We start from the raw sequence: 22,720 nt of genomic DNA on the forward strand, positions 1-22,720 counted from the left end.
CATCTTAAATTCAAAAGAGTAATTTTTCTTTTCTCTTGATCGCATTAATCCTTTGTTTCCAAATTCTTTGTATGCTGAGATCCAATCTCGTAATATTGTTTGACTCGGTATCCCATTTTCTTTACATAAACTTTTATATCCTCCTTTTCCATTTATGTAGTCCATTACTACCTTCTTCTTGAATTCATAACTGTATTTTGACATAAAAATACCGACCTCCAAAGTTAGATTTTTAGGTCTAACTTTTGGGGGTCGGGTCACAAAACAGGGGAGTTTTTATATCAAATTTTCTTTTTTCTTATAACTGAACCGTCAGGAATTTTTACATCACTCTTCATTGTGAGCTTTTGCATTGGATGCGGTGCGGCATCAACGGAATTTCCGTATTCGTCAGTAAGTGAAACACACTTTACATTAAACGGAATACCGCTTGGCGGCAGTACATCGAGTGTATCGCCCACAAGAAATTTGTTTCTCTGTGTAATTTCTGTTGTGGTGTCGTCAATCGACTTTTCGCAAACAGCAACCACATCATAATGTCTGATGTAACCACCGTTTCCCGTAACCTGTCCCGGTTCTTTGCCAAAGTAAAAGCCTGTATTGTATTCACGGTGGCTTATCTTGTCAAGTTCCTCTTTAATCCAAGGTTCAAGCACATAATTTTCACCGTTAGTCATAAATCCGTCAACAGCATGGCGATAGGCATTTGTTGTAACAGCGGTGTAATAAGCTGATTTTGCTCTGCCCTCAATTTTAAGACTGGAAACTCCTGCTTTTACAAGCTCGGGAATATGCTCAATCATACAAAGATCTCTGGAATTGTAAAGGTATGTGCCGTCCGAATGTTCCTCGACAGGGAAGTACTGACCCTCTCTGTTTTCTTCAAAAAGGTGATATTTCCAACGGCAAGGCTGTGCGCAGTCGCCGTGGTTTGCATCTCTGCCTGTCATATAACTTGAAATAAGACATCTGCCTGAGAACGACACACACATTGCGCCGTGTACAAAGCACTCGATTTCAAGGTCTTTCGGAATTTTTGCTCGCATCTGTGCGATTTCATCAAGCGGAATCTCTCTTGCAAGCACAACTCTTGATGCACCCATATTATAAAGTACATTTGCGGTTGCATAGTTTGTTACGCCTGCCTGTGTTGAAATATGTCTTGCAACCTTTGGAGCGTATTTTTTAGCGGCCTCAAAAACACCTAAATCCGCAATAATAAATGCGTCAACACCACATTCTTGAGCATAGCTTAAATAGTCGGGTAAAAAGTCAAGTTCATTATTTCGTGGTAAAGTGTTGCAGGTTACATATAATTTTGCACCCTTTGCGTGGGCAAGTTCGCAAGCCTGTTTTAACTGTGTATTGTCAAAATTCTTTGATGCAGAGCGCATACCAAACATTTTGCCTGCGAGGAATACTGCGTCTGCGCCAAATGAAAGCGCAGAGTTAAGACATTCCATATCGCCTGCAGGTGCAAGCACTTCCGGTCTTGTAATCATATTATAATCTCCTAATTATTCAATATTTGCAAGATTTTCGTTATGCTCATAAATTGTTGAAGCATAATAAGCGTTACCGTCTTTATCGTGACAGAAGAAGTAGTAATTTGTATCCTTAGGATTGAGCGCAGCGATAATTGCATTCATACCCGGGTTACAGATTTCACCTGCCGGTAAGCCTTCTTTAGAATATGTGTCATATGAACTTTCAAAAGTATCTCTTGCGTCTTCAGGAATATCAGCTTGTGTTCTGTACGGGTAGAATTTAGTTGAGTCAAGACCGAGATACTTAACACCCATATCTTCATCGGCATTAAGACGGTTGTAGATAATAGAAGAAATGTAATACATATCGTCTGTATCGGCAGCCTCTGACTGAATGATTGACGCAACTATCATAACCTGGTCAAGAGTATAGTCGCTTCTGTTCTTCTTAAGCATATCTTCAATGGTTGTTACCTTATCATAACCCGGAACATCTTGTTTTTCGGTAAGTTTTGATTCGTAGTTATTAAGGAAACGATAAATAACATTCTCTGCATCTTCGTTTTCATAGAATGTATAAGTATCAGGATACAGGTAACCCTCAAGTTTGTAGTAACGGTCATCTACATTTGTAATATCCTTTAAGAATGAATATTCATCGTCAAAATGGTTTGAATTACAAAGCTCAAGGAACTTGTCTTCATCGGCGAGAGCACCTTTTTCTTTAAGTAACTTAGCAATCTCAAGGACATTTCTGCCTTCCGGAATTGTTACTTCAACTGTATCTGTACGGTTTACACTGCTAAGCAAGAAGTTGATAATTGCCTCGTAGTCCAAATTTGTTTTGATGTCATATGTACCCTGTGTAAAATCGTCATCCGCTTTTGTAAATTTTGCAAACAGTTTGAAATAGTTTTTATCATCAATGATATTATTCTTTTCAAGAACGGTTGCAACTGTGTCAAGATTCGGATTTGCAGGAATTTCTATTCTTACATTTTTTTCTTCGGTACGGTTGATAGCGAGCATATCGTCAATGCCTGCCACAAAGAACATACCTGCCATAGCACCGACAATTATAACGGAAACCAACCAGATAACTCTGAAAACTCTGCGGTTACGCTTATTTTTGGCTTTTGAAAGTTTTTTGTCTATTTTCTTTTTCTTTTTTAAAGCCTGCTTAGAATTTTTTGCCATCTGTTCCTTAACATCTTCGCCGCTGTAAGAGTTAAGTTCTTCGGGTTCGTTGCTTTCTGTTTTTGCGGATTCGTCATAGATGTCGTCCTGAATATTTAAAGTAAAGCTTTTTGCTTTTTGGCGATGCTTTTCTTCAAGGTTCTGAATATTATTTTCTTCGTTCACTTACACCATTCCTTTTTCAAACACATTTCGTGTATCGTTTGTGAATTTTTCAGTTATTATTATGTCAACAGCCTTGTCATATATTCCGTGCGGTAGTTTTTGCTCAATGCATCTTGAGTAGCAAAGCCCTGCCGTTGTACCGCCAAACTGTTCTAAAAATCTGTCATAATAGCCTTTTCCAAAACCGAGCCGATAGCCGTATAAGTCAAAACTTAATCCTGGTACAAGACAAAGACCGTTTGAATAATCGGTAATTTTGCCGCAGACTTCTGTATCAGGCTCCATAATGGAATATTTGCCCTCTATAAGCTGACTTAGTGATGTTACTTTATAAAAATCCATAACAGGCTCGCTTTGTCTGCATTTTGGCAGAGCAAGTATTTTTTCGTCTGCAATCGCCTTTTCAAGAATAGGGTAGGTGTTAATTTCTATCGGCATAGATACAAACGCAAACAGAATACTGCACTCTTTATATTCTTTCAAATCAACAAATTTTTCAAACAATGTTTTGTCAAGAGCGGCTCTGATTTCTTTTGGACAGGCTGTTCTGATTTTCTTATGCTTTGCTCTTAGTGAATTTTTTTGCTCTTTTATATTTATTATGGGCATTGCATATCACCGCAGACTTTGTTTGCAGCTTCGGCAGACACTGCTTTTTCTACAATAGCTTTGCCGAAGAGAATTGCACAGCCTGCGCCTTTGCCTGTAATTACATTGCCGTCAATTTCAACAGGAGCAGCGGTGTATGTTGCTCCCTCAAGTTCTTTTTCAAATCCGGGGAAACAGGTTGCTTTTTTACCTTTAAGTATTCCGAGGTTACCTAAAACCGACGGAGCGGCGCAGATAGCAGCGGTAATTTTGCCGTTTTCTGCACAGTAAACAGCCGCTTTAGTCACAGTTTCCGATTTACCGAGATTAATGGTTCCCGGCATACCGCCCGGAAGAACCACGCCGTCAATGTTATTAAATGATATTTCTTCGGGTTTTAAATCGGCTTTAACGGTAACACCGTGTGAGCCTGTTACAAATTCGCCTGTAACTCCTACTGTTTTAACTTCAATTTTTGCTCTGCGCATCATATCAAGCGGTGCAAGAGCCTCGGTTTCTTCAAATCCGTCTGCTAAAAATAAATAAAACATAGCAATACCCTTTCTATACTTAATTTAATGTTATTCCTATATAAATATCCTTTGGCACGGTGATTTTGCTGTCAAGCGATTTTACCATTCCGTATCGGATTTTTTGTGCGTTTTCAAATATTTTGTTATGTGTAAATCTGAAATATTCGGCATCGGTATTTTGCAGAATATCATTTATCATATTTTTTAAATTGTTTTTTTCAAATTCAAAGTAAAATACTTCTGCCGTATTTTCATTTTCTTCAAACAATGCAAAATAATTTTTGCTTTTAACATTTTTTATATTATATGTTGAATAATATTCGACAGCAAAATTCTTAAAGTCATTACCCTGCTTGAGAATATTATTTTCGCTGAAATTTAATTCCTGCAAAGAAAGTAAATCATTTCTTGAAAAATCGGAAATATAAGCAATGCAGTTTTCACGATAACCGAAATTTTGATAATAGTTATAAAGATTATCGTTTGCAGGGAAAAGAAAGGAGTACTTATCTCCGTTTTTTGCCGAATCTTCAAGAGCGTATTTAATTAATTTGTTCATAATGCCTTGCTTGCGAAAATCTTTATGGGTTGACGCACCGCAAAGATAATGAGCTTTTTGACCGTTAAAACTTGCACTTATAAGATAAAGTGCGGAAATGATTTTTTCGCCGTACTTTGCAATATAAGTTTGTTTTGCGTTAAAACATTTGTCAAAAAATAAATCAACAGCTTTCGGTTCTTCATCAAAAGATGAAAGCCAAAGCTTTTTAAGTGATTTAATATCGGAACTGTCGGGTTTGCAAAAATTAATTTCCATCATTTTTTAATGTTGCGTTATACCTCGCGATCAGAATTATGGGATTATATGAGAGTTTGGACTTTTTAAGTCCCTCTATCCCCATATCTTCTTCACGGTTTATATATTTATAAGAAGACAGCGTTTTGGCAAATTCATTGTTAATTACTGCATAAATGCCGTCGTATTCACGCAAAGCTTTTTCAAAACATATATCAAATGCAATAGGGGAGATTTCGCATCCGAGAGTCATGGCAACAGCTTTGTCTTTTACATAAACAATTCCGCCATGCATTTTAAATTCTTCTATATTGTCAAGAGCCTCTCTGATTGCATTTTTTTCTTCGTAGTGCTCAATATCAATTTCATTTTCGGCACACCAATCAAGCATTACTTTATAAGCATCCTCTTTATTTGAATTTGTTATTTCTTCAAATCTGTAATCGGGATAACCGTTCTTAAACTTTGAAATATGGTTGCGCTTTGCGTGGAATTTTCTGCCCGAAAGATTTATTAAATCTTCTGACAAATAGACATATTCCTGATTTTCGGGTGAAAATTCATAGTTAAATTCTGACGGGAAAAGGGTTTCAAGTTTAACCCTCTGTGCGTCTGTCAGCATTACGATAAAAGGTTTTTGCCCACGCTCGTGAGCGTCCTTTATGATTTCTTCGACAGCGGGTTTTATATCTTCGCCGTGCGGCAGGCAATATCCCCACACGCTGTCATCGTCATTAAAATATGCTTTTATTAAACAGTTGTTATACAAAGCAAATTTTATATTATATTCATTTCTCCAGAGGTATGCGCTCAAAATATTGGTAGTAAGTGATATTCCCTCCGGATTGTCGTAGTATTTCTGAAATTTATTTATATCGGATTTTTCTATCAGCTTAAAGTTTAGCATAAAGTATTAATTTCAGCCGCCTTTTCTATTTCCTCTGCTATTGATTCTATCGGCTTGATTTCACCGTTTTCACAACAGTCAATAATTGTCCAACCGCATTTTTCAGCGGCATATAAAGCAGATTTTCTGCATTCAAGCAAAAATGCGAAATTCTTTTCGTGTAAATCTTTTTTGCCTTCGTCACCCTCGTAACGCTTGCTCATAAGTTTTTGCGATACTTCGGGTTTAACATCAAGATAAATAACTTTATCGGGCTTAGGAACAGAAAGTTTATTGTATTCAAAATCCTCTTGCCATTCAATAAAGTTGTCCCACTCCGATTTGTCAAGTTTAGACATCTGATAAATTATATTGGATGTAGCGTATCTGTCGCTTAAAATCACATCACTGTTTTCGTAATCTTTTTTCCAAAATTTAAGAAAACTTGCCACTCTGTCTACCGCATAAAAGGACGAAGCGGCATAAGCGTTTACATCATTCGGATTACTGCCGAATTCTCCGCCGAGATACATTTTTACAAGTGCCGAGCTTTCGTTTGCGTAATCGGGAAATTCAAGTCTTTTAATGCTTTTTCCCATTGCTGAAATTTTATCAAAGAGGATTTTTGTTTGGGTAGCCTTTCCGCTTCCGTCAAGACCCTCTATTACAATGAATTTTGCACTCATTTTTGTTCCTATCCATTTCTATTATTCTAAAATATAATTAAAATATTACTCTCTGCCGTATTTTTTGCGTACTTCTTTCATTTTGCCGCAGCTCATTTTGCCCTCGGGACAAGCACCGAACAAACACGCAGGACCGCAGTTTTTGAATAAATGCGGAGCAACTTCAAGACATTGTTTAAGCATTTGCTCGGCAACATCTCTGATTTCCCACTGTGCACGGTTACAGCAGCGGTGTGCAAAGAAATTCTCAAGACTTCTTGCATTAAAAGTGCAGACAATTTTTGTGGTTGATGCGTTAGGAAGAATAAATCTTGCGTCTTCATTTGCTTTTTTTACAAAAGCATTGAATTTTGCTTTGTTTTCGTTTCTGTAGTTTTCTATGACTTCTTCATCGGTATCGTCACAGTTTCCTGTTGCCTCTCTGATATATCCTGCAACAAGTGCGTCACGAACTTCGCTGTAAGCCTTTGACTGCATTTCTATTACTTTGTTGTAAGCGGCAAGCGCCTTTTCGTTTTTTGCAATTTCAGGCGGTGTTACAAAATCAAACTTTGTGCCGTCAACATAACGCTGCGACTGCTGACTGTAAGATGCGATTCTGTGTCTTACAAGCTGATGTGAGCAGGCTCTTGAAATGCCCTCAATGCCAAAGGTAAAAGAAGCGTGTTCAAACGGACTGCCGTGCCCGATGTTTGCAAGCATATCTATAAAATCAGCGGTCTTTTCCTCAGTAAGACCATCTCTTATATTTGATATTTCGGACGGTGAGTAGCAGAGTTTTGCAGCCATTGCAACCGTCATTTCGGGATTTGGCGTATAAGTAAGTAAAGTGACTTTTGCACTCAAAATAATCTCCTCCAAAGTGATATAAAAACATATATAAATATATTATATCATTTTGTGTCGCAATATGCAACAAAATTAATGCGATTGTTGCGGTACGAAAAAAGAAAAATATCAGAAAATTTCCTATATTCACTTGACATTGTGAATAATTAGTTTTATAATGCTACTGAATAAAAAGTATATGTAATTGGCGTTGACGGGATTAGCTGTATCTCGTTCTTTCAGAGAGAAGTCGGTCGGTGCAAGACTTTATGAATGTTTACAGCACGCTGCCCCTGAGCTCTGTGTGACTAAGCACAGCGTATATCTGCGTTAAGGATTGTAATCGTAAGATTACTCAAAGAGGGTGTTTAAGCACCAATTTGGGTGGTACCGCAGGAATTATTCTCCTGTCCCATTTTTATGGGGCAGGATTTTATTTTGCAAATTTTTTAAGGAGAGATTTTTAATGGAATGGACAGGACTTAACGAACTTCGTGAAAAGTTTCTTTCATTTTTTGAGAGTAAGGGTCATTTAAGACTTCCGAGCTTTTCACTTGTTCCGAAGGACGACAACAGCCTTCTGCTTATTAACAGCGGTATGGCTCCTATGAAAAAGTATTTTACAGGTGAGGTTACACCGCCGAGAAAGCGTGTAACAACCTGTCAGAAGTGTATCCGTACTCCAGATATTGAGAGGGTAGGCATTACTGCCCGTCACGGCACATATTTTGAAATGCTCGGTAACTTCTCTTTCGGTGACTATTTCAAGCACGAGGCTACAGCTTGGGCATGGGAGTTCTTTACAAAGGTTCTCGAAATGCCTGTTGACAAGCTCTATGTTTCTATTTATGAAAACGATGACGAGGCTTACAAGATTTGGACCGAAGAAATCGGTGTTGAGCCATCTCATATGGTAAGACTCGGCAAAGAAGACAACTTCTGGGAGCACGGTTCAGGTCCTTGCGGTCCTTGTTCGGAGATTTACTTTGACCGTGGTGATGAAAAGGGCTGCGGTAAGCCTGACTGTCATGTCGGCTGCGAGTGTGACCGTTTCGTTGAGGTATGGAACATTGTATTCTCTCAGTTTGAAAATGACGGCAACGGCAACTACACTCCGCTTGCTCATCCTAACATTGATACAGGTATGGGTCTTGAAAGACTTGCTTGTGTAATGCAGGGTGTTGATAACCTTTTCTTGGTTGATACTGTTCAGAATATTATGAAGAAGATTTCTGAAATTACAGGTGTAAATTACGGTGAAGACGATAAAAAGGATATTTCACTCCGAGTTATCACCGACCATATCCGCAGCACAACATTTATGATTGGCGACGGTGTTCTTCCGTCAAATGAGGGTAAGGGTTATGTTCTCCGCCGTTTGCTCAGAAGAGCAGCCCGTCACGGCAGACTCTTAGGATACAAAGACGCATTCTTGTATAAGGTATGCGAAACTGTAATAAAAGAAAATGAATCGGCATATCCTGAATTAAGAGAAAAGCAGGACTTTATTACAAAGATTATCAGAGTCGAGGAAGAGAGTTTCCAGAAAACAATCGACCAGGGCTTTAAACTTTTGCAGGGCATTGTTGACGACCAGGATATTAAGGTTCTCAGCGGTGAGGACGCATTTAAGCTCAACGATACTTACGGTTTTCCAATCGACCTTACAAGAGAAATTCTCTCCGAGCAGGGTATTGATGTTGATGTTGACCGTTTCCACGAGCTTTTGAAAGAGCAGAAACAGCGTTCAAGAGATGCAAGAAAGAAAGAAGACACAGACGCTTGGATTTCGGATTCAACAGACCTTTCTGATATTGCTAAAACAGAATTTTGCGGTTATACTGACCTTAATACAGGCAGCAAGGTTCTTGCCATCATTAAAGACGGTATCAGAGTTGACAGCGTCGGCGAAAACGAAACAGCTCTTGTTGTTCTCGACAAAACTCCGTTCTATGCAGAGAGTGGCGGACAGGTAGGCGACACAGGTGTAATGGAATCGGGTACTCTTGAGGTTGATGTTGACGATACAACTAAGGATGCTTCGGGTGTTTATCTCCATTCTTGTACAATTAAGAGCGGTACACTTGAGGTCGGCACAGAACTTCGTGCAATCGTTGACTTTGACAGAAGAGCAAATATTATGCGTAACCACACAGCGGCTCACCTTTTACAGGCCGCACTTCGTGAAGTTCTCGGCAATCATGTTCATCAGGCAGGTCAGCTTGTAACAGACCATTCGGTTCGTTTTGACTTTACTCACTTTGAGGCTCTCACAGATGAAGAACTTAAGAAAGTCGAAGACCTTGTAAACAAGAAGATTCTTGCATCTATCCCTGTTGTTACAAAGGAAATGCCAATCGAAGAGGCAAAGAAACTCGGCGCTATGGCATTGTTTGGCGAGAAGTACGGCGATGTTGTACGAGTTGTAAGCATCGGTAAGTTCTCAGTTGAGTTCTGCGGCGGTACACATGCTACAAATACATCAAGCCTCGGCTTGTTCAGAATCCGTCAGGAGGGTTCTGTTGCATCAGGTGTAAGAAGAATTGAGGCTATTACAGGTATCGGAGTTCTTAAGTATATGAACGATGTCCGTGAAACTGTACTCAACGTTTGCGAAACACTTAAGATTTCAAATACAAAAGCACTCACAGAGGGCGCACAGAAGATTGCAACCTTACTTCATGATCAGCAGAAAGAAATTGCAGAGCTTAACACAAAGCTTGCTGCTATGCAGGTTGACAACCTCTTTATTAATTCTGAAATTGAAAACGGCGTAAGAATTATTGCTAAAAAAATTGACAATGCAAACGCTGACGCACTTCGTGCAATGTGCGAGAGAACAAAAGATGTTGCTCCTCTCTCAATCGTTGTACTTGCTTGTGAAAATGACGGCAAGGTTACATTTGCCGCATCTTGCGGTAAAGATGCTAAGGCACTCGGCGTAAATGCAGGCAAACTCGTTAAGGCTGTTGCACAGGCAGCGGGCGGCAACGGCGGCGGTAAGCCGGATATGGCTATGGCAGGTGCAAAAAATCCTGAAAAGATTGATGAAGCACTTGCTATCGTTAAAGAAACTGTATATGGTATGATTAAGGCATAAATGTTGCGAAATCCACATAATTTGATTTTTGTTGTCTGAAAGATTGCAATTTATTGCTATTATTGTTTAGAACTACTAAAAACAGTCTGGCAAGATTGTATATTAAAACAACGATAAAAAGAAATTAAAGTATTGAAGTTTTGTAATGTTTGATGTATAATAATTCCAATGGAATAGTGTATTCCTAAAAGTTAATGAACAATGGAGGAGATTTAAAATGTTCAAAAAAGTAATGAGTCTTGCTCTTGCTTCAACATTAGTGCTTTCAGTAGGCGCATTTGCAGCAAGTGCAGCTGAAGCAGAGGACGCAGTAGCAGCAAATGACGAGTCTGCAGTAGCAGCTGACGATTCTTCAGCAGTAGCAGCAGGTGACGAGTCACAGGTAGGTGCCGGCACAAAGATTTACTTTGATGTAAAGAGTGCAGGTTGGAAAAACTTTAGCAAGATCTATTGCCACGTCTGGAGAGCTGACGGTACAGGTAAATGGCCAAGCTGGCAGACAAAGAAAGAAGTGTGCAAAAAGGAAAGCGACGATCTTTATTCTTATGATATAACAAAGACAGGCAACGCTGAAGAAATTCAGAATGCCGGCAGCAAGAACTTATATTGCGTAATCTTCAGTGCTGATACAGGTGCTCAGATTTACAACACAATCATGAACGGTAACTGCATTGGCGATACTGTGTATGTAACAGGTAACAAGATCGAGAACCCTAAGGACAGCCAAAAGACTGATACTGAGGCTGCATGGAAGAACCATCCGGAATGTGGTCCGCAGAAGGTTATTACTTCAACATCAAAAGTAGTCGGTACAGCTCTTGCAGACGGTACAACAGATGTAACACTTTTAGCTGACTACCTTCTCGATTATGTTTCTGACGACGGTACTGCTGATACAAGTAAGACAGATAAGACACAGGATCTTATCAACCAACTCAAGGTCAGCCCACTCGCTGTAATGTCTAATGTAAATTTCAAACTTGAGGGTTTTGTTAAGGAAGAAACAATGACTCAGGATGTTGCTAACAAGAAGAAGGCAACAATTGAGGGTATCCTTGGTAACTGCACAGACCCAACAAAGGGTGGCGAAAAGGTTAACCCAGATGAGATTAATAATGCAGAGGCTAAGAACGATGCTGATGATACAAGCGGTTCATCAAACGGTGGTTCTTCAAACAGCGGTTCATCATCAAACGGCTCTTCATCTAATGGTTCATCAAATGGTTCATCATCAGGCTCTAACTCAGTACAGTCAGGTCAGGAGACAACAATCTTCTTCGTATTTGCCGGCGTAATGGTTGCAGCTGCAGGTGTATTCTTCCTCGTTAGAAGAAGAGAGAACTAATTTATCTTAACAGATAATTAATACTTAATCACTTAGCTCCGCAGAGTTTTCTGCGGAGCTTTTTGTATGCTCAAAACTCCCTCATTACTTGCTTTTTTATGCTTTATGTATTACAATATTATTATCAAAACAATTAAAAAATATAAAAAATATTATATTCATATATGAGGAGAAATGAGTATGAAAATTAAAGATGATTTTGTTTTAAGAAAAGTAGCCGATTCATATGTAGTGGTACCGGTAAACAGTCTTACACTTGATTTTAACGGTGTTATAAATCTTAATGAAACGGGTGCTTTCTTATTTGAACAGTTGCAAAAAGGAATTGAGAAAGACGAACTTATTGCTAAAATGATTAGTGAGTATGATGTAACAAAAGAAAAAGCAAGTGCGGATATAGATATATTTATTAATAAGTTAAAGGATGCAAATGTCTTTGAATAATAAAGAAATTCAGCTTGAAGATGTAATACAAATTATTAAAGAAAAACTTAACAGCGGAGGCACGGTTACATTTACTCCGCACGGAACAAGTATGTATCCTATGCTAAGAAACGGCGAAGATGTGGTTGTCCTGAAAAAGCCGGAGGGCAGGCTAAAATATCTTGATGTTGCTTTATACCGAAGGAGTAACGGCGATTTTGTTTTGCACAGAGTTATCGGTTTTGATAAGGACGGCAAATATATTTTTTGCGGTGATAATCAGTTTCATAAAGAACGGGGAATTACTGACGAAAATATTATAGGTGTGGTTACCGCATTTTATCGAAAAGGAAAACACTATACCGATAATTCGCTTTCATACAGATTTTATAAGTCAGCGTGGGAGTATATCAAAGCGCCAATGCGTATGCTTTATTCAGCGCACAGAATGAATAAGTCGATAAAGATAAAAAAGAAAAGGTAGTTTTTGTATAATGATAAAACATCTTAATGACGCTCAAAAAAAAGAATATGCATATTATTTGATGCTTGTATCAAGTGTTTTAAACGGAACAGAACCGCAGCTGCCGTATGAAAATTGTAATCTTGACCACATACGGCAGATTTCTAATGATACCCGAATGGACGCAATTTTTGATGAGGCTGTCTTAATGCTGTCAAAAAAATATTCGGTTTCAGATAAATTGTTATCTTATGTAAAAAATAATCTTAATCATTGGATTTATATTGATACGATGATGAAATATGAAATTGAAAGTTTGCTTAAATGTTTTGATGAAGGGAAAATATATAATCTCCCTATGAAAGGCTATTTTCTTAAGGAAGACTATCCCAACTCATTTGAACGCTCAATTTCAGATTATGATATTTTGTTTGATATAAACGATATTGACAGAATAAAAAATATATTTAAACAAAACGGGTACAAATTTTTACAAAATGACGATCAACAATATCATTTTGTAAAAGCGCCGTTTATGTATATTGAAATGCACCGTTCGCTTTTAAAAAAGAATAATAAAAATTATTCTTTATTGGAAAATCAACTTGAAAAAGCTAAGGTGCGTGACGGGTATTCCTATTCAAAAGAAATGACGCTTGAGGATTATTATATTTATATGTTGCTTCACAGTGCAAAACATTTTTCCCAAGGCGGAATCGGCATAAGAATGATTGCCGACGAATATGTGTTTTATAAAAAATATTCGGATCAACTTAATCAAAAATATTTGAGTGAACAGTTTGAAAAATTAGGAATAACCTTGTTTGAGAAAAAACTGCGTGATATTTCACTGAAATGGTTTTCAAAAGACAGTGAAGTTAAAGATTTTGACGATGTTGAAGAATATATTTTATTAAGTATGACTCTCGGCAGAGTAGATGTTGCGGTTATGTCCGAAATGGAAAGACAAAGAGTTAATACTAAAACAGGCAGAAAAAAATCAAGATTTGCTAATTTTATTTCATCGCTTTTTCCCAATAAATCATATATGGCAAATAAATATCCGTTTGTGGAGAAAATGCCGATTTTATTGCCGTATTCATGGGCATGTATGTGGTGCAGAAGAATTTTTATTGACAGAAATATTGATATAAAAAAAGGTTTTAACAACAGAACTTCTTATACCGATGATGATGTAAGTTATTTTAATTATATTCAAACAGAAGTGGGTTTTGATGTTAAATAAAATTTTATTTATGTTTTAATTGACAAATAATGTATTTATTGATATAATATCAAATAAGTTAGCGAACACTAACGGCACTTGGTGTTCGCTGATTTAAAGAGGAATAGTTAGTCCGTCCTAACTATTCCTCTCTTTTTATTTATTTTTTAAATTTTAGGTAAATTTTAAGTAAAATTTAAATTTCATTTAAAGTTACAACGGTACAATATACTCATCAAAACAAAAGGGGAGTTAAATGTGAGTTACCAAAGCGTATTTAAACGCTATGAAATAAAGTACCTTGTGACTGACGAACAAAAGAAAATGATTATGCGGGAAATGCAAAAATATATGTATGCCGACAAATACGGCAAAAGCACAATTTGCAACATATATTTTGACACACCTGATTTTTTACTGATAAGACGCTCGCTTGAACATCCCGTTTATAAGGAAAAGTTAAGATTGAGAAGTTACGGAGTTGCAAAACACGACAGCACAACTTTTATAGAAATCAAAAAGAAATATAAGCGTGTTGTCTATAAACGCAGAACCGAAATGAGTGAGAACGAGAGTATGCGTTATCTTTGCAACGGTGAACATATTGCCGACAGTCAGATTTTAAGAGAAGTCAATTATTTTCTTGAACATTACAAAGGCATTGCACCGCAGGTTGTAATTTCCTACAACCGAGAGGCCTTTTATTCAAAAAATGATTATGATTTCAGAGTAACCTTTGATGATAATATTCTTTGGCGTAACTATGATTTATCACTTTGTAAAGGTATTTACGGAACACCGATATTAAGAAACGATTATTCTCTTATGGAAATAAAGACAGGCACGGCAATTCCGCTGTGGATGACAAACATTTTAAGCGAAAACAAAATTTATAAAACATCTTTTTCAAAATACGGCAATGCTTATGTTGCAATTATGAGCGAAAGAGCAAACGGAGGTAAAAAATATGCTTAATACATTATTTTCAGGAATTTTCAGTTCAACAACCCAAACAATCGCAGTGCCGCAATTTCTGCTTTGCATAGCAGTTGCTCTTGTAATCGGCATTTTTCTTGCGGCGGTCTATTCATACAAAACCAAATACACAAAGAGCTTTGTTGTTACTCTTGCACTTTTACCTGCCGTAGTTTGTGTGGTAATTATGATGGTAAACGGTAATGTCGGTGCAGGCGTTGCTGTGGCAGGTGCTTTCAGCCTTGTAAGATTTCGTTCCGTGCCCGGCACCGCTAAAGAAATCGGCACAATCTTCCTTGCAATGGGTGCAGGTTTGATTTGCGGAATGGGTTATCTCGGATACGCAGTGCTGTTCTCATTAATTTTAGGAATTGCAATGTTTATCCTCAATAAAGTAAATATCGGTGCAGACAAAAGACTTGAGCAGGACAGAATATTAAAAATCACAATCCCCGAGGATTTAAATTATACAGGTGCTTTTGACGACCTTTTTGAAAAATATACCGTAAAATATGAAACGGTATCGGTAAGAACCGCTAATATGGGCAGTTTGTTCAAACTTACATATAATGTTACTCTCAAAAACCCGAACGATAAAAAAGATTTTATTGATGATTTGAGATGCAGAAACGGCAATCTTGAAATCAGTATGGCAAGACAGGAGATAACTAATAATGAGCTTTAATTTAAAAAGCAAAGGGAAATTTGCAGCATTGCTTGCTGCACTTATTATATCCGTAAGTGTAACAGGCTGTGCAAATACAGATGAAAAAACATCCTCGACAAATTCTTCAACTGTTACAAAAGACAGTGTTTCTACTGCTTCAATCGCTTCGGATAAATCTCTTGACAGCGATATGTTCACCGACCGTGACAAAGAGGTAGGCTATGATGAAAGTTCGGCGGTAATGGTTGCTTTTTCATCATCAGGTGCAACCGCAAGCTCTGACAGCGTTTCTGTCAGCGGAAGTAAGGTTACTATTAAAAGTGAGGGCACATATATAGTTACGGGTACAACATCCGACGGTCAGATTATTGTAGATGCCGACAATAAAACAAAAGTGCAGATTGTACTTAAAAACGCCTCTCTAACCTGTAAATCAAGTGCCGCTTTATATGTAAAACAGGCAGATAAGGTATTTGTAACAACTGCAAAAGACACAGAAAATACACTTGCGTCAACAGGTGACTATGTTCAGACAGATGACAACAATGTAGATGCGGCGGTATTTGCAAAAGATGATATTACCTTTAACGGAGAGGGAAAATTGACTGTAACTTCCGAAAAAGGTCACGGCATTGTTTCTAAAGATGATTTAAAACTTACAAGCGGAGAATACAATATTACAGCCGCAAGCCATGCATTAAGCGGTAAAAACAGTATCAGAATTGCAAGCGGTACTTATACTTTAACTTCGGGTAAAGACGGTTTGCACGCAGAAAATACAGACGATACTTCAAAAGGCTTTGTGTATATAGCAGACGGTAAATTTACCGTTAATTGCAAAGGTGACGGCATTGATGCCGGTACAACGGCTCAAATTGAAAACGGCACATTTAATATTACTTCAAACAGAGGTTCATCATCTTCAAGTTCAACAGATTCTGCAAGTGTAAAAGGAATAAAAGCAGGAGGAGATATTACAATCAGCGGAGGTACTTTTAATCTTACTTGCGAAGATGACGGTTTACATTCAAATTCAAATGTAACCGTATCAGGAGGTACTTTTACAATTTCAACAGGTGATGACGGTATCCACGCCGACAGCAAAACAAGCATCAGCGGAGGAACAATTAATATTACCGAAAGCTATGAGGGAATAGAGGGAACGGAAGTTGAAATTTCAGGCGGTACAATTAATCTGAAATCGAGCAATGACGGATTTAATGCCGCGGGCGGAAAAGACGAAAGCGGATTCGGTGGCGGATTTGACCGTGACAATTTCGGTTCATCAGATGCTTCCATTACAATATCGGGCGGCAAAATAACAATTGACGCTGACGGTGACGGAGTTGATTCAAACGGTTCGCTTACCGTTACAGGCGGGGAAACCTATGTCTTTGGCTCGACAAGCGGAGATAACGGAGCGGTTGATTATGACGGAGAAGCAACCATAACAGGTGGCATATTCATTGCCACAGGTTCATCTCAAATGGCACAGAACTTTGGAGAAAATTCAACTCAAGGTTCAATGCTTGTAAATACAAATTCGAGCGGTGAAATCACAGTCAAAAACAGTGACGGCGATGTTCTTGTATCGTTCACACCTACCAAGACATACGCTTGTGTGGTTATCAGTTGCCCGGGTATTACAACAGGTCAGACATATACTGTAACGACAGGCGACAGTACAACAGAAGTTGAAATGACTTCTATCATATACGGTTCAGGCGGTATGGGTGGCCCCGGAAGTATGGGCGGCAGAAATATGGGCAACGGCGATATGAACGGAAACGAAATGGGCGGCCCGGGCGGAGATATGCGGGGCGGTCCTCAAATGAGATAAAATGGAAAACACAACTGTTCCGATGAGCAGTTGTGTTTTCCTTTTAGTCTAAAGTTGAATGTTTGTGATTTGTCGATTTGCAGGTAAAGAGGCAGTTGTCCAAAAATTCTGTTTGCATCTGTATTCAGTTATTATTTGCAATCATAAATTGTAACTGTGTAACATCGTTTACATTAATTTCGCCGTTTTCGTCAGTATCGGCATTTAAATTTTGAACGGCCGAAAGTTTTGAACCGCCTGAAATAGCTATCTGCAAATCGGTTGCATCTTTAATATCAATTTTGTTGTTTAAGTCAATGTCGCCGAGCAGTGTGACTGCAAGTTCGGTTTTATTTGTAACAGCTTTTATAACGAATGTGCCGCCAAGATTATCGTCACGCTCCGTTTTGTACCAATCGAGAAGGTCTGTCATAGTTCCGTTTTGATAAATAAAACTTTCGCCTTTTTGGCTTTCGTTTATAAATGCAAACTGGCCGTTTGATTTGTTAAGCCATTCACCGACGCCTATAGTAGTTTTTTCGCTTTCATTATTTTTTTTAATTTTAACGGCGATTGCACCGTAAGTTACAGGTAAGTCAAAATCGTTTGTATCAATATTTAAATATCCGCTGTACGGAACTTTTCCGCTGTTTAATTTAGTCCATTTGGTTTCATCTGACACAGGAATTTTATTTTCGGCAGGTACATAGTAGATTTCATAGTCGGAATTTTTTGCGGTGGTTTCAAACATTACCGAATCAAGTTTGTTGTAACCCTCGGAAAAATTAAAAAGATTAAGATATGTGACGCTGTCATCATTTATGTAGTTAAATTCATATGTTGCACCGTAAATTTCATTTTGCATAAGTTTAACATCATCGGTGATTTCCGTGACATCTTCAACAGCAAAATTGTATTTAAAGGTACTGCTAAACAAATAAGAATCTTCGTATGAAAGCCAAAAGTAACCGTTTAAAGTGTTGTAATCGCCCCAACTGTTTTTTACAAGCCATGCTCCGTCATTTTCGGGTAAAACACCGTTTATTGCTTTGAAATTTTCCTTTGAATAATTATCATCCCATCCGACAATAGCTATTGCATGACCTGTGAATTTTGGAGAACCTTGCGGACAGAAATACGCTGTTCTGTCATTATTTTCGTAATAAGGACTGTGAGAATATGCCGCATAGATTGAACCGTTATCCATAATCTCTTGCTTAATTTCTTCTTGTGTACAATCGTCGAGGTATTTTATAGCGGTCGCCCCGTAATTTACAAAAGCGGAAAGGTCTTTGTCGGGAGTATATTTTTCTGCAAGAGTGTCGTAGTCGCTTTGTTCGATTCCGCCTTGCCAGGAACTTAAATATCCGAGTGCGGTAAATGCATAGCCGTCGGAAGTGACATTGCGCTGCCAGCCTTTACCGTTGCTTTTTGTTGTTGCCCAAAGGTTCATATGCTCGGCAGAAAAATTATTAGCCGTAAAATCTTTTTTTAAAAGTTTTGTTTCAAGCACCGAGAGCGAGGAATATATCCAGCAATCGTTGTATTTTTGGTTTTTCGGAGAATTTACAATGCCAAGCTCCACTGAACTGTATGCAGACGGAATATCATTTTTTGTATTGTCTGAAGTTTTAATTTGAAATTTACTTAATATTTTTGAATTGTTATCAATGCTTGCGGCATTAGCCGATACGCTTACAGCAGAAAATATCATAAGTGCAGATACTGTTGCCGTTATCGCCTTAATAACAGGTGATTTTATCATTTTACATTCACACCTTTTTGTTTATATATATCAAATTTTATTATATCAAAAATTTTCTTTCTTGTAAAGAATATAAACGCTGTTTATACACAAGATAATAGCAATATTTACAGATAAAAGGGGCGACTTTATGGAACTTAGAACTGACCTTGCGGTAGAAGCTCGTGAAATAGCGGGAGAAGATGTCGGAGGTGTGGATTTTGTTCAGTACAGTGAAAACGGACTCGATATTTCAAGACTTGAAGTAAAAACAAGAAAAGCCAGGCAGCAGCTCGGAAAAGAAGAGGGTACTTATATAACAGTAGAACTTCCGTCACTTACCGATAATTTTACGGAAACCGATGAAAGGCTTATAACAATAGGAAAAGAAATCCGCAGGCTTTTGCCTGTCAACGGACTTGTGCTTGTGGTGGGGCTCGGAAACCCGGAGATTACTCCCGATTCTCTTGGCCCGAAAACAAGCTCCAGAGTGCTTGCGACAAGGCATATTTCGGGTGAGATTGCAAGAAGTACCGGTCTTGACCGCTTAAGACCGGTTGCGGTTATGGCAACGGGAGTAACAGGGCAGACGGGCATTGAAACGGGCGAATATATATTGAGTATTGTAAAAAGAATAAAACCGAATGCAGTTGTTGTAATAGATGCACTTGCATCACGCAGACTTGAAAGACTCGGCTGTACTTTGCAAATAAGCGATACAGGAATTTCACCCGGGGCGGGCGTTGGAAATCACCGTACAAAGATTAACAAAGAAACTATAGGAGTACCCGTGATAGCAATAGGAGTGCCCACAGTTGTAGATGCAGCCACATTTGCATCGGATCTTTTAAGCGTCAATGACCCGCACAGGGCAAGGCAGAAAATCACACCGCAGGGCAGGCAGATGGTAGTAATACCGAGGGAAATAGATTTGCTTACCGAGAGAGCCTCAAGACTGATTTCATTTGCGCTTAACGGCGCACTTCAAAATGAATTTAATATTTCCGAGCTTGTTTCGCTTATGTAGAAATTCGGTCATACATTAAAATCATCGGCATATATTTTTATAAGGCGGTGATTTTGTGAAAAAGTTAGGAGCATTAAAAATAACGGCGTCGATTATCCTTGTATCGACTGCCGTTTTCTGCGTTTGTCGGAGAATGCCGGAGTGCTTTGCAAGCGACAAACCTGCGGCGCTTGCGGTTGCGGCGCTTACTCTGTCCGACGGTACATATAAATTGGCCGATGCTGAAACTACAACCCTTGCCAATACCGATACCACACAAAAGAAACAGAAGGAAACACAGCCGATTACGAAACCTGTTACGATTACAAGAAATCTAAACGGAGAAAAAGACAAAAGCGGATATTATGATTCTTTCGGAAACCATGACGGAGAGGCGGTTTATGATATTCTTGCCGAACAGATTGGTGCGAACGGTGTAAAATGCGGTACCGCTTATGTGAAAAACAATACGGGACTTGATTACGATTTTGATTCCGCTTTAAACAGTGAACTGCCTTTTCATGTCGATTCAAACGGAACGGCGCAGGTGCTTATTTATCATACGCACACAAGTGAAAGCTATATGGACGAAGATGTTGATTATTTTTACGAAAGCTATTATTCACGCACGCAGAATAATGATTATAATGTAACGGCTGTGGGAGATGCTATTACCGATGTGCTTAATAAGCGAGGAATAAAAACTATGCACGATACCACGGTGCACGACTCAACATACAGCGGTTCTTATGACAGAAGTGCGCAGACCGTTGAAAGTATTATGGAAACCAACACGGATATTAAGGTAATAATTGATATTCACCGTGACGCAATCGGTACTGAAACTCAAAAGGTAAAACCTGTTTTTACATATGACGGTAAGCAGGGAGCACAGATAATGATTCTTTCGGGTTGCGATACCGACGGCGAGATGAATTTTTTAAGCTGGGAGAATAATCTTAATTTTGCGCTTAAAATTCAAAATAAAGCGGAAGAAATGTATCCGGGTATGACAAGACCGCTGAATTTCGGATATTTTGCGTACAACGAGTATATTTGCGACGGCTCTTTGCTTATAGAAATAGGAACAGACGCAAATACAATAGAAGAGGCGGAATACAGCGGAGAATTGCTCGGAAATGTGCTTTATGAGGTGCTTAAACACGGGTTATAATTAAATGTAAAAATAGCTTGCAATATATTGCGACTTTTGGTATAATTTTAATATATGTATCCGCAAGGAGTAATGTAATGAAAAAATACAGAATTTCAAAATCTGCTGTCTGTGTGCTGTTTGCGGTATTATTTATGTTTGTTGTTGCAATCAGTGCCTATGCTGTAGACATTGACGGTGACGGAATTGATGACGGAGATATAGTTGAAACAGAGATATATACAGACCCTGAATATACAGAGCCGTATACCGAACCCGAAACCTATCCCGAAACCGAACCTGAATATACAGAGCAACCGACTGAATATTATACCGAAGAAGTTACAGAAGAATATACGGAACCTGTATATACAGAAGAACCTACAGAGCCGTATTACGAAGAAACAACAGAATATGATTTTAATAATAATGTAGTCAATGAAACGGTGTCGCCTACACAGCTTTCAACTTCAAAAGTAAGTACAAAGCGTTACGAAACCAATGATGCCGCAGGTGTTGTATATTGGGTTTGCGTAATTGTAGGTATAATTGTTTTGATTTTCGTATTGCTCAGTACAAAAATATCTTATGCGCTTGAACGCAGAAGAGAGCAGAGAGATATTTATTCTTCATAAGGAGAGCAGTATGGAAAAAATTAAAATTGGAAATGTAGAATTTAAGTCCCGTGCCGTACTTGCTCCTATGGCAGGCATTACAGACAGGGCGTACCGTGAGCTTTGCGTGGAATTTGGCGCCGCCTATTGCGTAAGTGAAATGGTCAGTTCAAAGGCACTTTCTTTCAACAGTAAGAAAAGTGAGGAGCTTATGGAAATTTCCGACTATGAACGCCCCTGCGGTATTCAGATTTTCGGAGATGACCCTAAATGTATGGCTGATGCGGCTGTTCATTCTATGGAAAACAAGCCCGATATTATTGATATAAATATGGGTTGTCCCGCACCTAAAATCAGTTCAAACGGCAGCGGCAGTGCTTTGATGAAAAATCCACTGCTTTGCGGTGAAATTGTAAAGGCAGTTACAAATGCCGTTGATGTACCTGTTACGGTCAAAATTCGTAAAGGCTGGAACAATTCTGCCGTAAATGCGGTTGAAGTTGCAAAAATCTGTGAACAGGCAGGTGCAGCGGCAATTACAATTCATGGAAGAACAAGAGAACAGTATTATAAACCTCCTGTCGATTATGATATTATAAAAGAGGTTAATAATGCGGTGTCAATCCCCGTAATTGCAAACGGCGACATAACCTCTGCAAAAATAGCAAAGGAAGTTATGGATTACACAGGCTGTCAGCTTGTTATGGTTGGACGGGCCTCTTTGGGAAATCCGTGGATTTTTTCGGAAATAAATGCTTATCTTGAGAATCCCGACTGTATTATAAAAGCACCGACTCTTGAAGAAAAACTCAATGTAATGTGCCGACATATTGAAAAAATGGTTGAATACAAAGGTGAGCATATGGCTATGCTGCAGGCAAGAAAACTTATAGCAGGTTATTTTAAGGGAATGCGCGGTGCGGCAGAACTCAGAAATCAATCAGGAAAAGTGTGTACTCTTAATGATTTGTACGCACTGAAAAATAAGGCTTTATCATCTGTTTATGATGCTTAAACTTA

22 protein-coding genes and 1 other annotated feature are annotated in these 22,720 nt (G+C 38.5%); of the genes, 12 read left to right on the forward strand and 10 right to left on the reverse strand.

The window, feature by feature from the left end:
- The 9 genes from AAAY30_RS08240 to thyX all read right to left on the reverse strand — a co-directional run.
- A partial coding sequence (locus tag AAAY30_RS08240; protein WP_499215638.1) for a transposase occupies positions 1 to 204 on the reverse strand: 204 nt, incomplete at its 3' end.
- Between the two features lie 77 nt (positions 205 to 281).
- Positions 282 to 1,502 (reverse strand): peptidase U32 family protein, encoded by a 1,221-nt coding sequence (locus AAAY30_RS08245; RefSeq protein WP_186934526.1) that lies wholly within the window; start codon positions 1,500 to 1,502, stop codon positions 282 to 284.
- Between the two features lie 15 nt (positions 1,503 to 1,517).
- Positions 1,518 to 2,849, reverse strand: a complete 1,332-nt coding sequence (mltG, locus tag AAAY30_RS08250) for an endolytic transglycosylase MltG (protein WP_499215639.1) — start codon at positions 2,847 to 2,849, stop codon at positions 1,518 to 1,520.
- A complete protein-coding gene (locus AAAY30_RS08255) occupies positions 2,850 to 3,458 on the reverse strand; it encodes a 5-formyltetrahydrofolate cyclo-ligase (protein WP_186934528.1) in 609 nt (202 codons plus the stop codon).
- Positions 3,449 to 3,988 carry a DJ-1 family glyoxalase III gene (locus AAAY30_RS08260; protein ID WP_207735287.1) on the reverse strand — a complete coding sequence of 180 codons (540 nt, stop codon included), beginning with the start codon at positions 3,986 to 3,988 and terminating at the stop codon, positions 3,449 to 3,451. Before AAAY30_RS08260 ends, AAAY30_RS08255 begins: the two co-directional genes overlap by 10 nt.
- Before the next feature lie 19 nt (positions 3,989 to 4,007).
- Entirely contained in the window at positions 4,008 to 4,790 is a 783-nt protein-coding gene (locus tag AAAY30_RS08265) for a GNAT family N-acetyltransferase (RefSeq protein ID WP_499215640.1), read from the reverse strand.
- Positions 4,777 to 5,673: a DUF2156 domain-containing protein gene (locus AAAY30_RS08270; protein ID WP_302333758.1), complete on the reverse strand. Its 897-nt coding sequence runs from the start codon at positions 5,671 to 5,673 to the stop codon at positions 4,777 to 4,779. Before AAAY30_RS08270 ends, AAAY30_RS08265 begins: the two co-directional genes overlap by 14 nt.
- Positions 5,667 to 6,338 carry a dTMP kinase gene (locus tag AAAY30_RS08275; protein WP_295049470.1) on the reverse strand — a complete coding sequence of 224 codons (672 nt, stop codon included), beginning with the start codon at positions 6,336 to 6,338 and terminating at the stop codon, positions 5,667 to 5,669. Before AAAY30_RS08275 ends, AAAY30_RS08270 begins: the two co-directional genes overlap by 7 nt.
- 45 nt (positions 6,339 to 6,383) lie before the next feature.
- Positions 6,384 to 7,139, reverse strand: coding sequence for an FAD-dependent thymidylate synthase (thyX, locus tag AAAY30_RS08280; protein WP_370740420.1), 756 nt, complete (start codon positions 7,137 to 7,139; stop codon positions 6,384 to 6,386).
- Positions 7,140 to 7,368: 229 nt separating this feature from the next.
- Positions 7,369 to 7,584 (forward strand) — a binding site (T-box leader).
- A gap of 48 nt (positions 7,585 to 7,632) precedes the next feature.
- Between thyX and alaS the strand changes: the two genes are divergently transcribed.
- The 8 genes from alaS (at position 7,633) to AAAY30_RS08320 (ending at position 17,204) form a co-directional block, all read left to right on the forward strand.
- Positions 7,633 to 10,266 carry an alanine--tRNA ligase gene (alaS, locus tag AAAY30_RS08285; RefSeq protein WP_022234540.1) on the forward strand — a complete coding sequence of 878 codons (2,634 nt, stop codon included), beginning with the start codon at positions 7,633 to 7,635 and terminating at the stop codon, positions 10,264 to 10,266.
- Positions 10,267 to 10,483: 217 nt separating this feature from the next.
- Entirely contained in the window at positions 10,484 to 11,611 is a 1,128-nt protein-coding gene (locus AAAY30_RS08290; protein WP_499215641.1) for an LPXTG cell wall anchor domain-containing protein, read from the forward strand.
- A gap of 180 nt (positions 11,612 to 11,791) precedes the next feature.
- Positions 11,792 to 12,055 (forward strand): PqqD family protein, encoded by a 264-nt coding sequence (locus AAAY30_RS08295; protein ID WP_022234538.1) that lies wholly within the window; start codon positions 11,792 to 11,794, stop codon positions 12,053 to 12,055.
- Positions 12,048 to 12,518 (forward strand): S24/S26 family peptidase, encoded by a 471-nt coding sequence (locus AAAY30_RS08300; RefSeq protein ID WP_294656334.1) that lies wholly within the window; start codon positions 12,048 to 12,050, stop codon positions 12,516 to 12,518. Before AAAY30_RS08295 ends, AAAY30_RS08300 begins: the two co-directional genes overlap by 8 nt.
- 10 nt (positions 12,519 to 12,528) lie before the next feature.
- On the forward strand, positions 12,529 to 13,743 hold the full coding sequence (locus AAAY30_RS08305) for a nucleotidyltransferase family protein (RefSeq protein ID WP_337781889.1): 1,215 nt from the start codon (positions 12,529 to 12,531) through the stop codon (positions 13,741 to 13,743).
- A 237-nt stretch (positions 13,744 to 13,980) separates the two neighbouring features.
- The gene (locus tag AAAY30_RS08310; RefSeq protein ID WP_294665740.1) at positions 13,981 to 14,697 is read left to right on the forward strand and encodes a polyphosphate polymerase domain-containing protein; all 717 of its coding nucleotides are present in this window, start codon (positions 13,981 to 13,983) and stop codon (positions 14,695 to 14,697) included.
- Positions 14,690 to 15,382, forward strand: a complete 693-nt coding sequence (locus AAAY30_RS08315) for a DUF4956 domain-containing protein (RefSeq protein ID WP_499215642.1) — start codon at positions 14,690 to 14,692, stop codon at positions 15,380 to 15,382. Before AAAY30_RS08310 ends, AAAY30_RS08315 begins: the two co-directional genes overlap by 8 nt.
- Entirely contained in the window at positions 15,372 to 17,204 is a 1,833-nt protein-coding gene (locus AAAY30_RS08320) for a carbohydrate-binding domain-containing protein (protein WP_499215643.1), read from the forward strand. The genes AAAY30_RS08315 and AAAY30_RS08320 overlap by 11 nt, the downstream gene beginning before the upstream one ends.
- Before the next feature lie 124 nt (positions 17,205 to 17,328).
- On the opposite strand, the gene AAAY30_RS08325 is transcribed toward AAAY30_RS08320, so the two are convergent.
- Positions 17,329 to 18,948 carry a lectin like domain-containing protein gene (locus tag AAAY30_RS08325; RefSeq protein ID WP_499215644.1) on the reverse strand — a complete coding sequence of 540 codons (1,620 nt, stop codon included), beginning with the start codon at positions 18,946 to 18,948 and terminating at the stop codon, positions 17,329 to 17,331.
- 130 nt (positions 18,949 to 19,078) lie between these two features.
- Here AAAY30_RS08325 and gpr point away from each other — a divergent pair, with 130 nt between their 5' ends.
- From gpr to dusB, 4 genes are all read left to right on the forward strand, one after another.
- Positions 19,079 to 19,954, forward strand: a complete 876-nt coding sequence (gpr, locus tag AAAY30_RS08330; protein WP_022234531.1) for a GPR endopeptidase — start codon at positions 19,079 to 19,081, stop codon at positions 19,952 to 19,954.
- Between the two features lie 55 nt (positions 19,955 to 20,009).
- Positions 20,010 to 21,107: a stage II sporulation protein P gene (gene spoIIP / locus AAAY30_RS08335; RefSeq protein ID WP_195410139.1), complete on the forward strand. Its 1,098-nt coding sequence runs from the start codon at positions 20,010 to 20,012 to the stop codon at positions 21,105 to 21,107.
- A gap of 77 nt (positions 21,108 to 21,184) precedes the next feature.
- The gene (locus tag AAAY30_RS08340) at positions 21,185 to 21,721 is read left to right on the forward strand and encodes a hypothetical protein (RefSeq protein WP_302197083.1); all 537 of its coding nucleotides are present in this window, start codon (positions 21,185 to 21,187) and stop codon (positions 21,719 to 21,721) included.
- 10 nt (positions 21,722 to 21,731) lie between these two features.
- On the forward strand, positions 21,732 to 22,715 hold the full coding sequence (gene dusB / locus AAAY30_RS08345; RefSeq protein WP_302197082.1) for a tRNA dihydrouridine synthase DusB: 984 nt from the start codon (positions 21,732 to 21,734) through the stop codon (positions 22,713 to 22,715).
- Positions 22,716 to 22,720: the final 5 nt, after the last annotated feature.

Origin of the sequence: Ruminococcoides bili (assembly GCF_040093295.1) — a bacterium.
GTDB lineage: Bacteria > Bacillota > Clostridia > Oscillospirales > Acutalibacteraceae > Ruminococcoides > Ruminococcoides intestinale_A.

What these genes read in the sequence shown, in the direction of transcription:
- AAAY30_RS08245 (WP_186934526.1), bottom strand. Translation starts at nt 1,502, where the DNA reads ATGATTACAAGACCGGAAGTGCTTGCACCTGCAGGCGATATGGAATGT.
- AAAY30_RS08255 (WP_186934528.1), bottom strand. Translation starts at nt 3,458, where the DNA reads ATGCCCATAATAAATATAAAAGAGCAAAAAAATTCACTAAGAGCAAAG.
- AAAY30_RS08260 (WP_207735287.1), bottom strand. Translation starts at nt 3,988, where the DNA reads ATGTTTTATTTATTTTTAGCAGACGGATTTGAAGAAACCGAGGCTCTT.
- AAAY30_RS08265 (WP_499215640.1), bottom strand. Translation starts at nt 4,790, where the DNA reads ATGATGGAAATTAATTTTTGCAAACCCGACAGTTCCGATATTAAATCA.
- AAAY30_RS08270 (WP_302333758.1), bottom strand. Translation starts at nt 5,673, where the DNA reads ATGCTAAACTTTAAGCTGATAGAAAAATCCGATATAAATAAATTTCAG.
- AAAY30_RS08275 (WP_295049470.1), bottom strand. Translation starts at nt 6,338, where the DNA reads ATGAGTGCAAAATTCATTGTAATAGAGGGTCTTGACGGAAGCGGAAAG.
- thyX (WP_370740420.1), bottom strand. Translation starts at nt 7,139, where the DNA reads ATGACGGTTGCAATGGCTGCAAAACTCTGCTACTCACCGTCCGAAATA.
- alaS (WP_022234540.1), top strand. Translation starts at nt 7,633, where the DNA reads ATGGAATGGACAGGACTTAACGAACTTCGTGAAAAGTTTCTTTCATTT.
- AAAY30_RS08290 (WP_499215641.1), top strand. Translation starts at nt 10,484, where the DNA reads ATGTTCAAAAAAGTAATGAGTCTTGCTCTTGCTTCAACATTAGTGCTT.
- AAAY30_RS08295 (WP_022234538.1), top strand. Translation starts at nt 11,792, where the DNA reads ATGAAAATTAAAGATGATTTTGTTTTAAGAAAAGTAGCCGATTCATAT.
- AAAY30_RS08305 (WP_337781889.1), top strand. Translation starts at nt 12,529, where the DNA reads ATGATAAAACATCTTAATGACGCTCAAAAAAAAGAATATGCATATTAT.
- AAAY30_RS08315 (WP_499215642.1), top strand. Translation starts at nt 14,690, where the DNA reads ATGCTTAATACATTATTTTCAGGAATTTTCAGTTCAACAACCCAAACA.
- AAAY30_RS08320 (WP_499215643.1), top strand. Translation starts at nt 15,372, where the DNA reads ATGAGCTTTAATTTAAAAAGCAAAGGGAAATTTGCAGCATTGCTTGCT.
- AAAY30_RS08325 (WP_499215644.1), bottom strand. Translation starts at nt 18,948, where the DNA reads ATGATAAAATCACCTGTTATTAAGGCGATAACGGCAACAGTATCTGCA.
- gpr (WP_022234531.1), top strand. Translation starts at nt 19,079, where the DNA reads ATGGAACTTAGAACTGACCTTGCGGTAGAAGCTCGTGAAATAGCGGGA.
- AAAY30_RS08340 (WP_302197083.1), top strand. Translation starts at nt 21,185, where the DNA reads ATGAAAAAATACAGAATTTCAAAATCTGCTGTCTGTGTGCTGTTTGCG.
- dusB (WP_302197082.1), top strand. Translation starts at nt 21,732, where the DNA reads ATGGAAAAAATTAAAATTGGAAATGTAGAATTTAAGTCCCGTGCCGTA.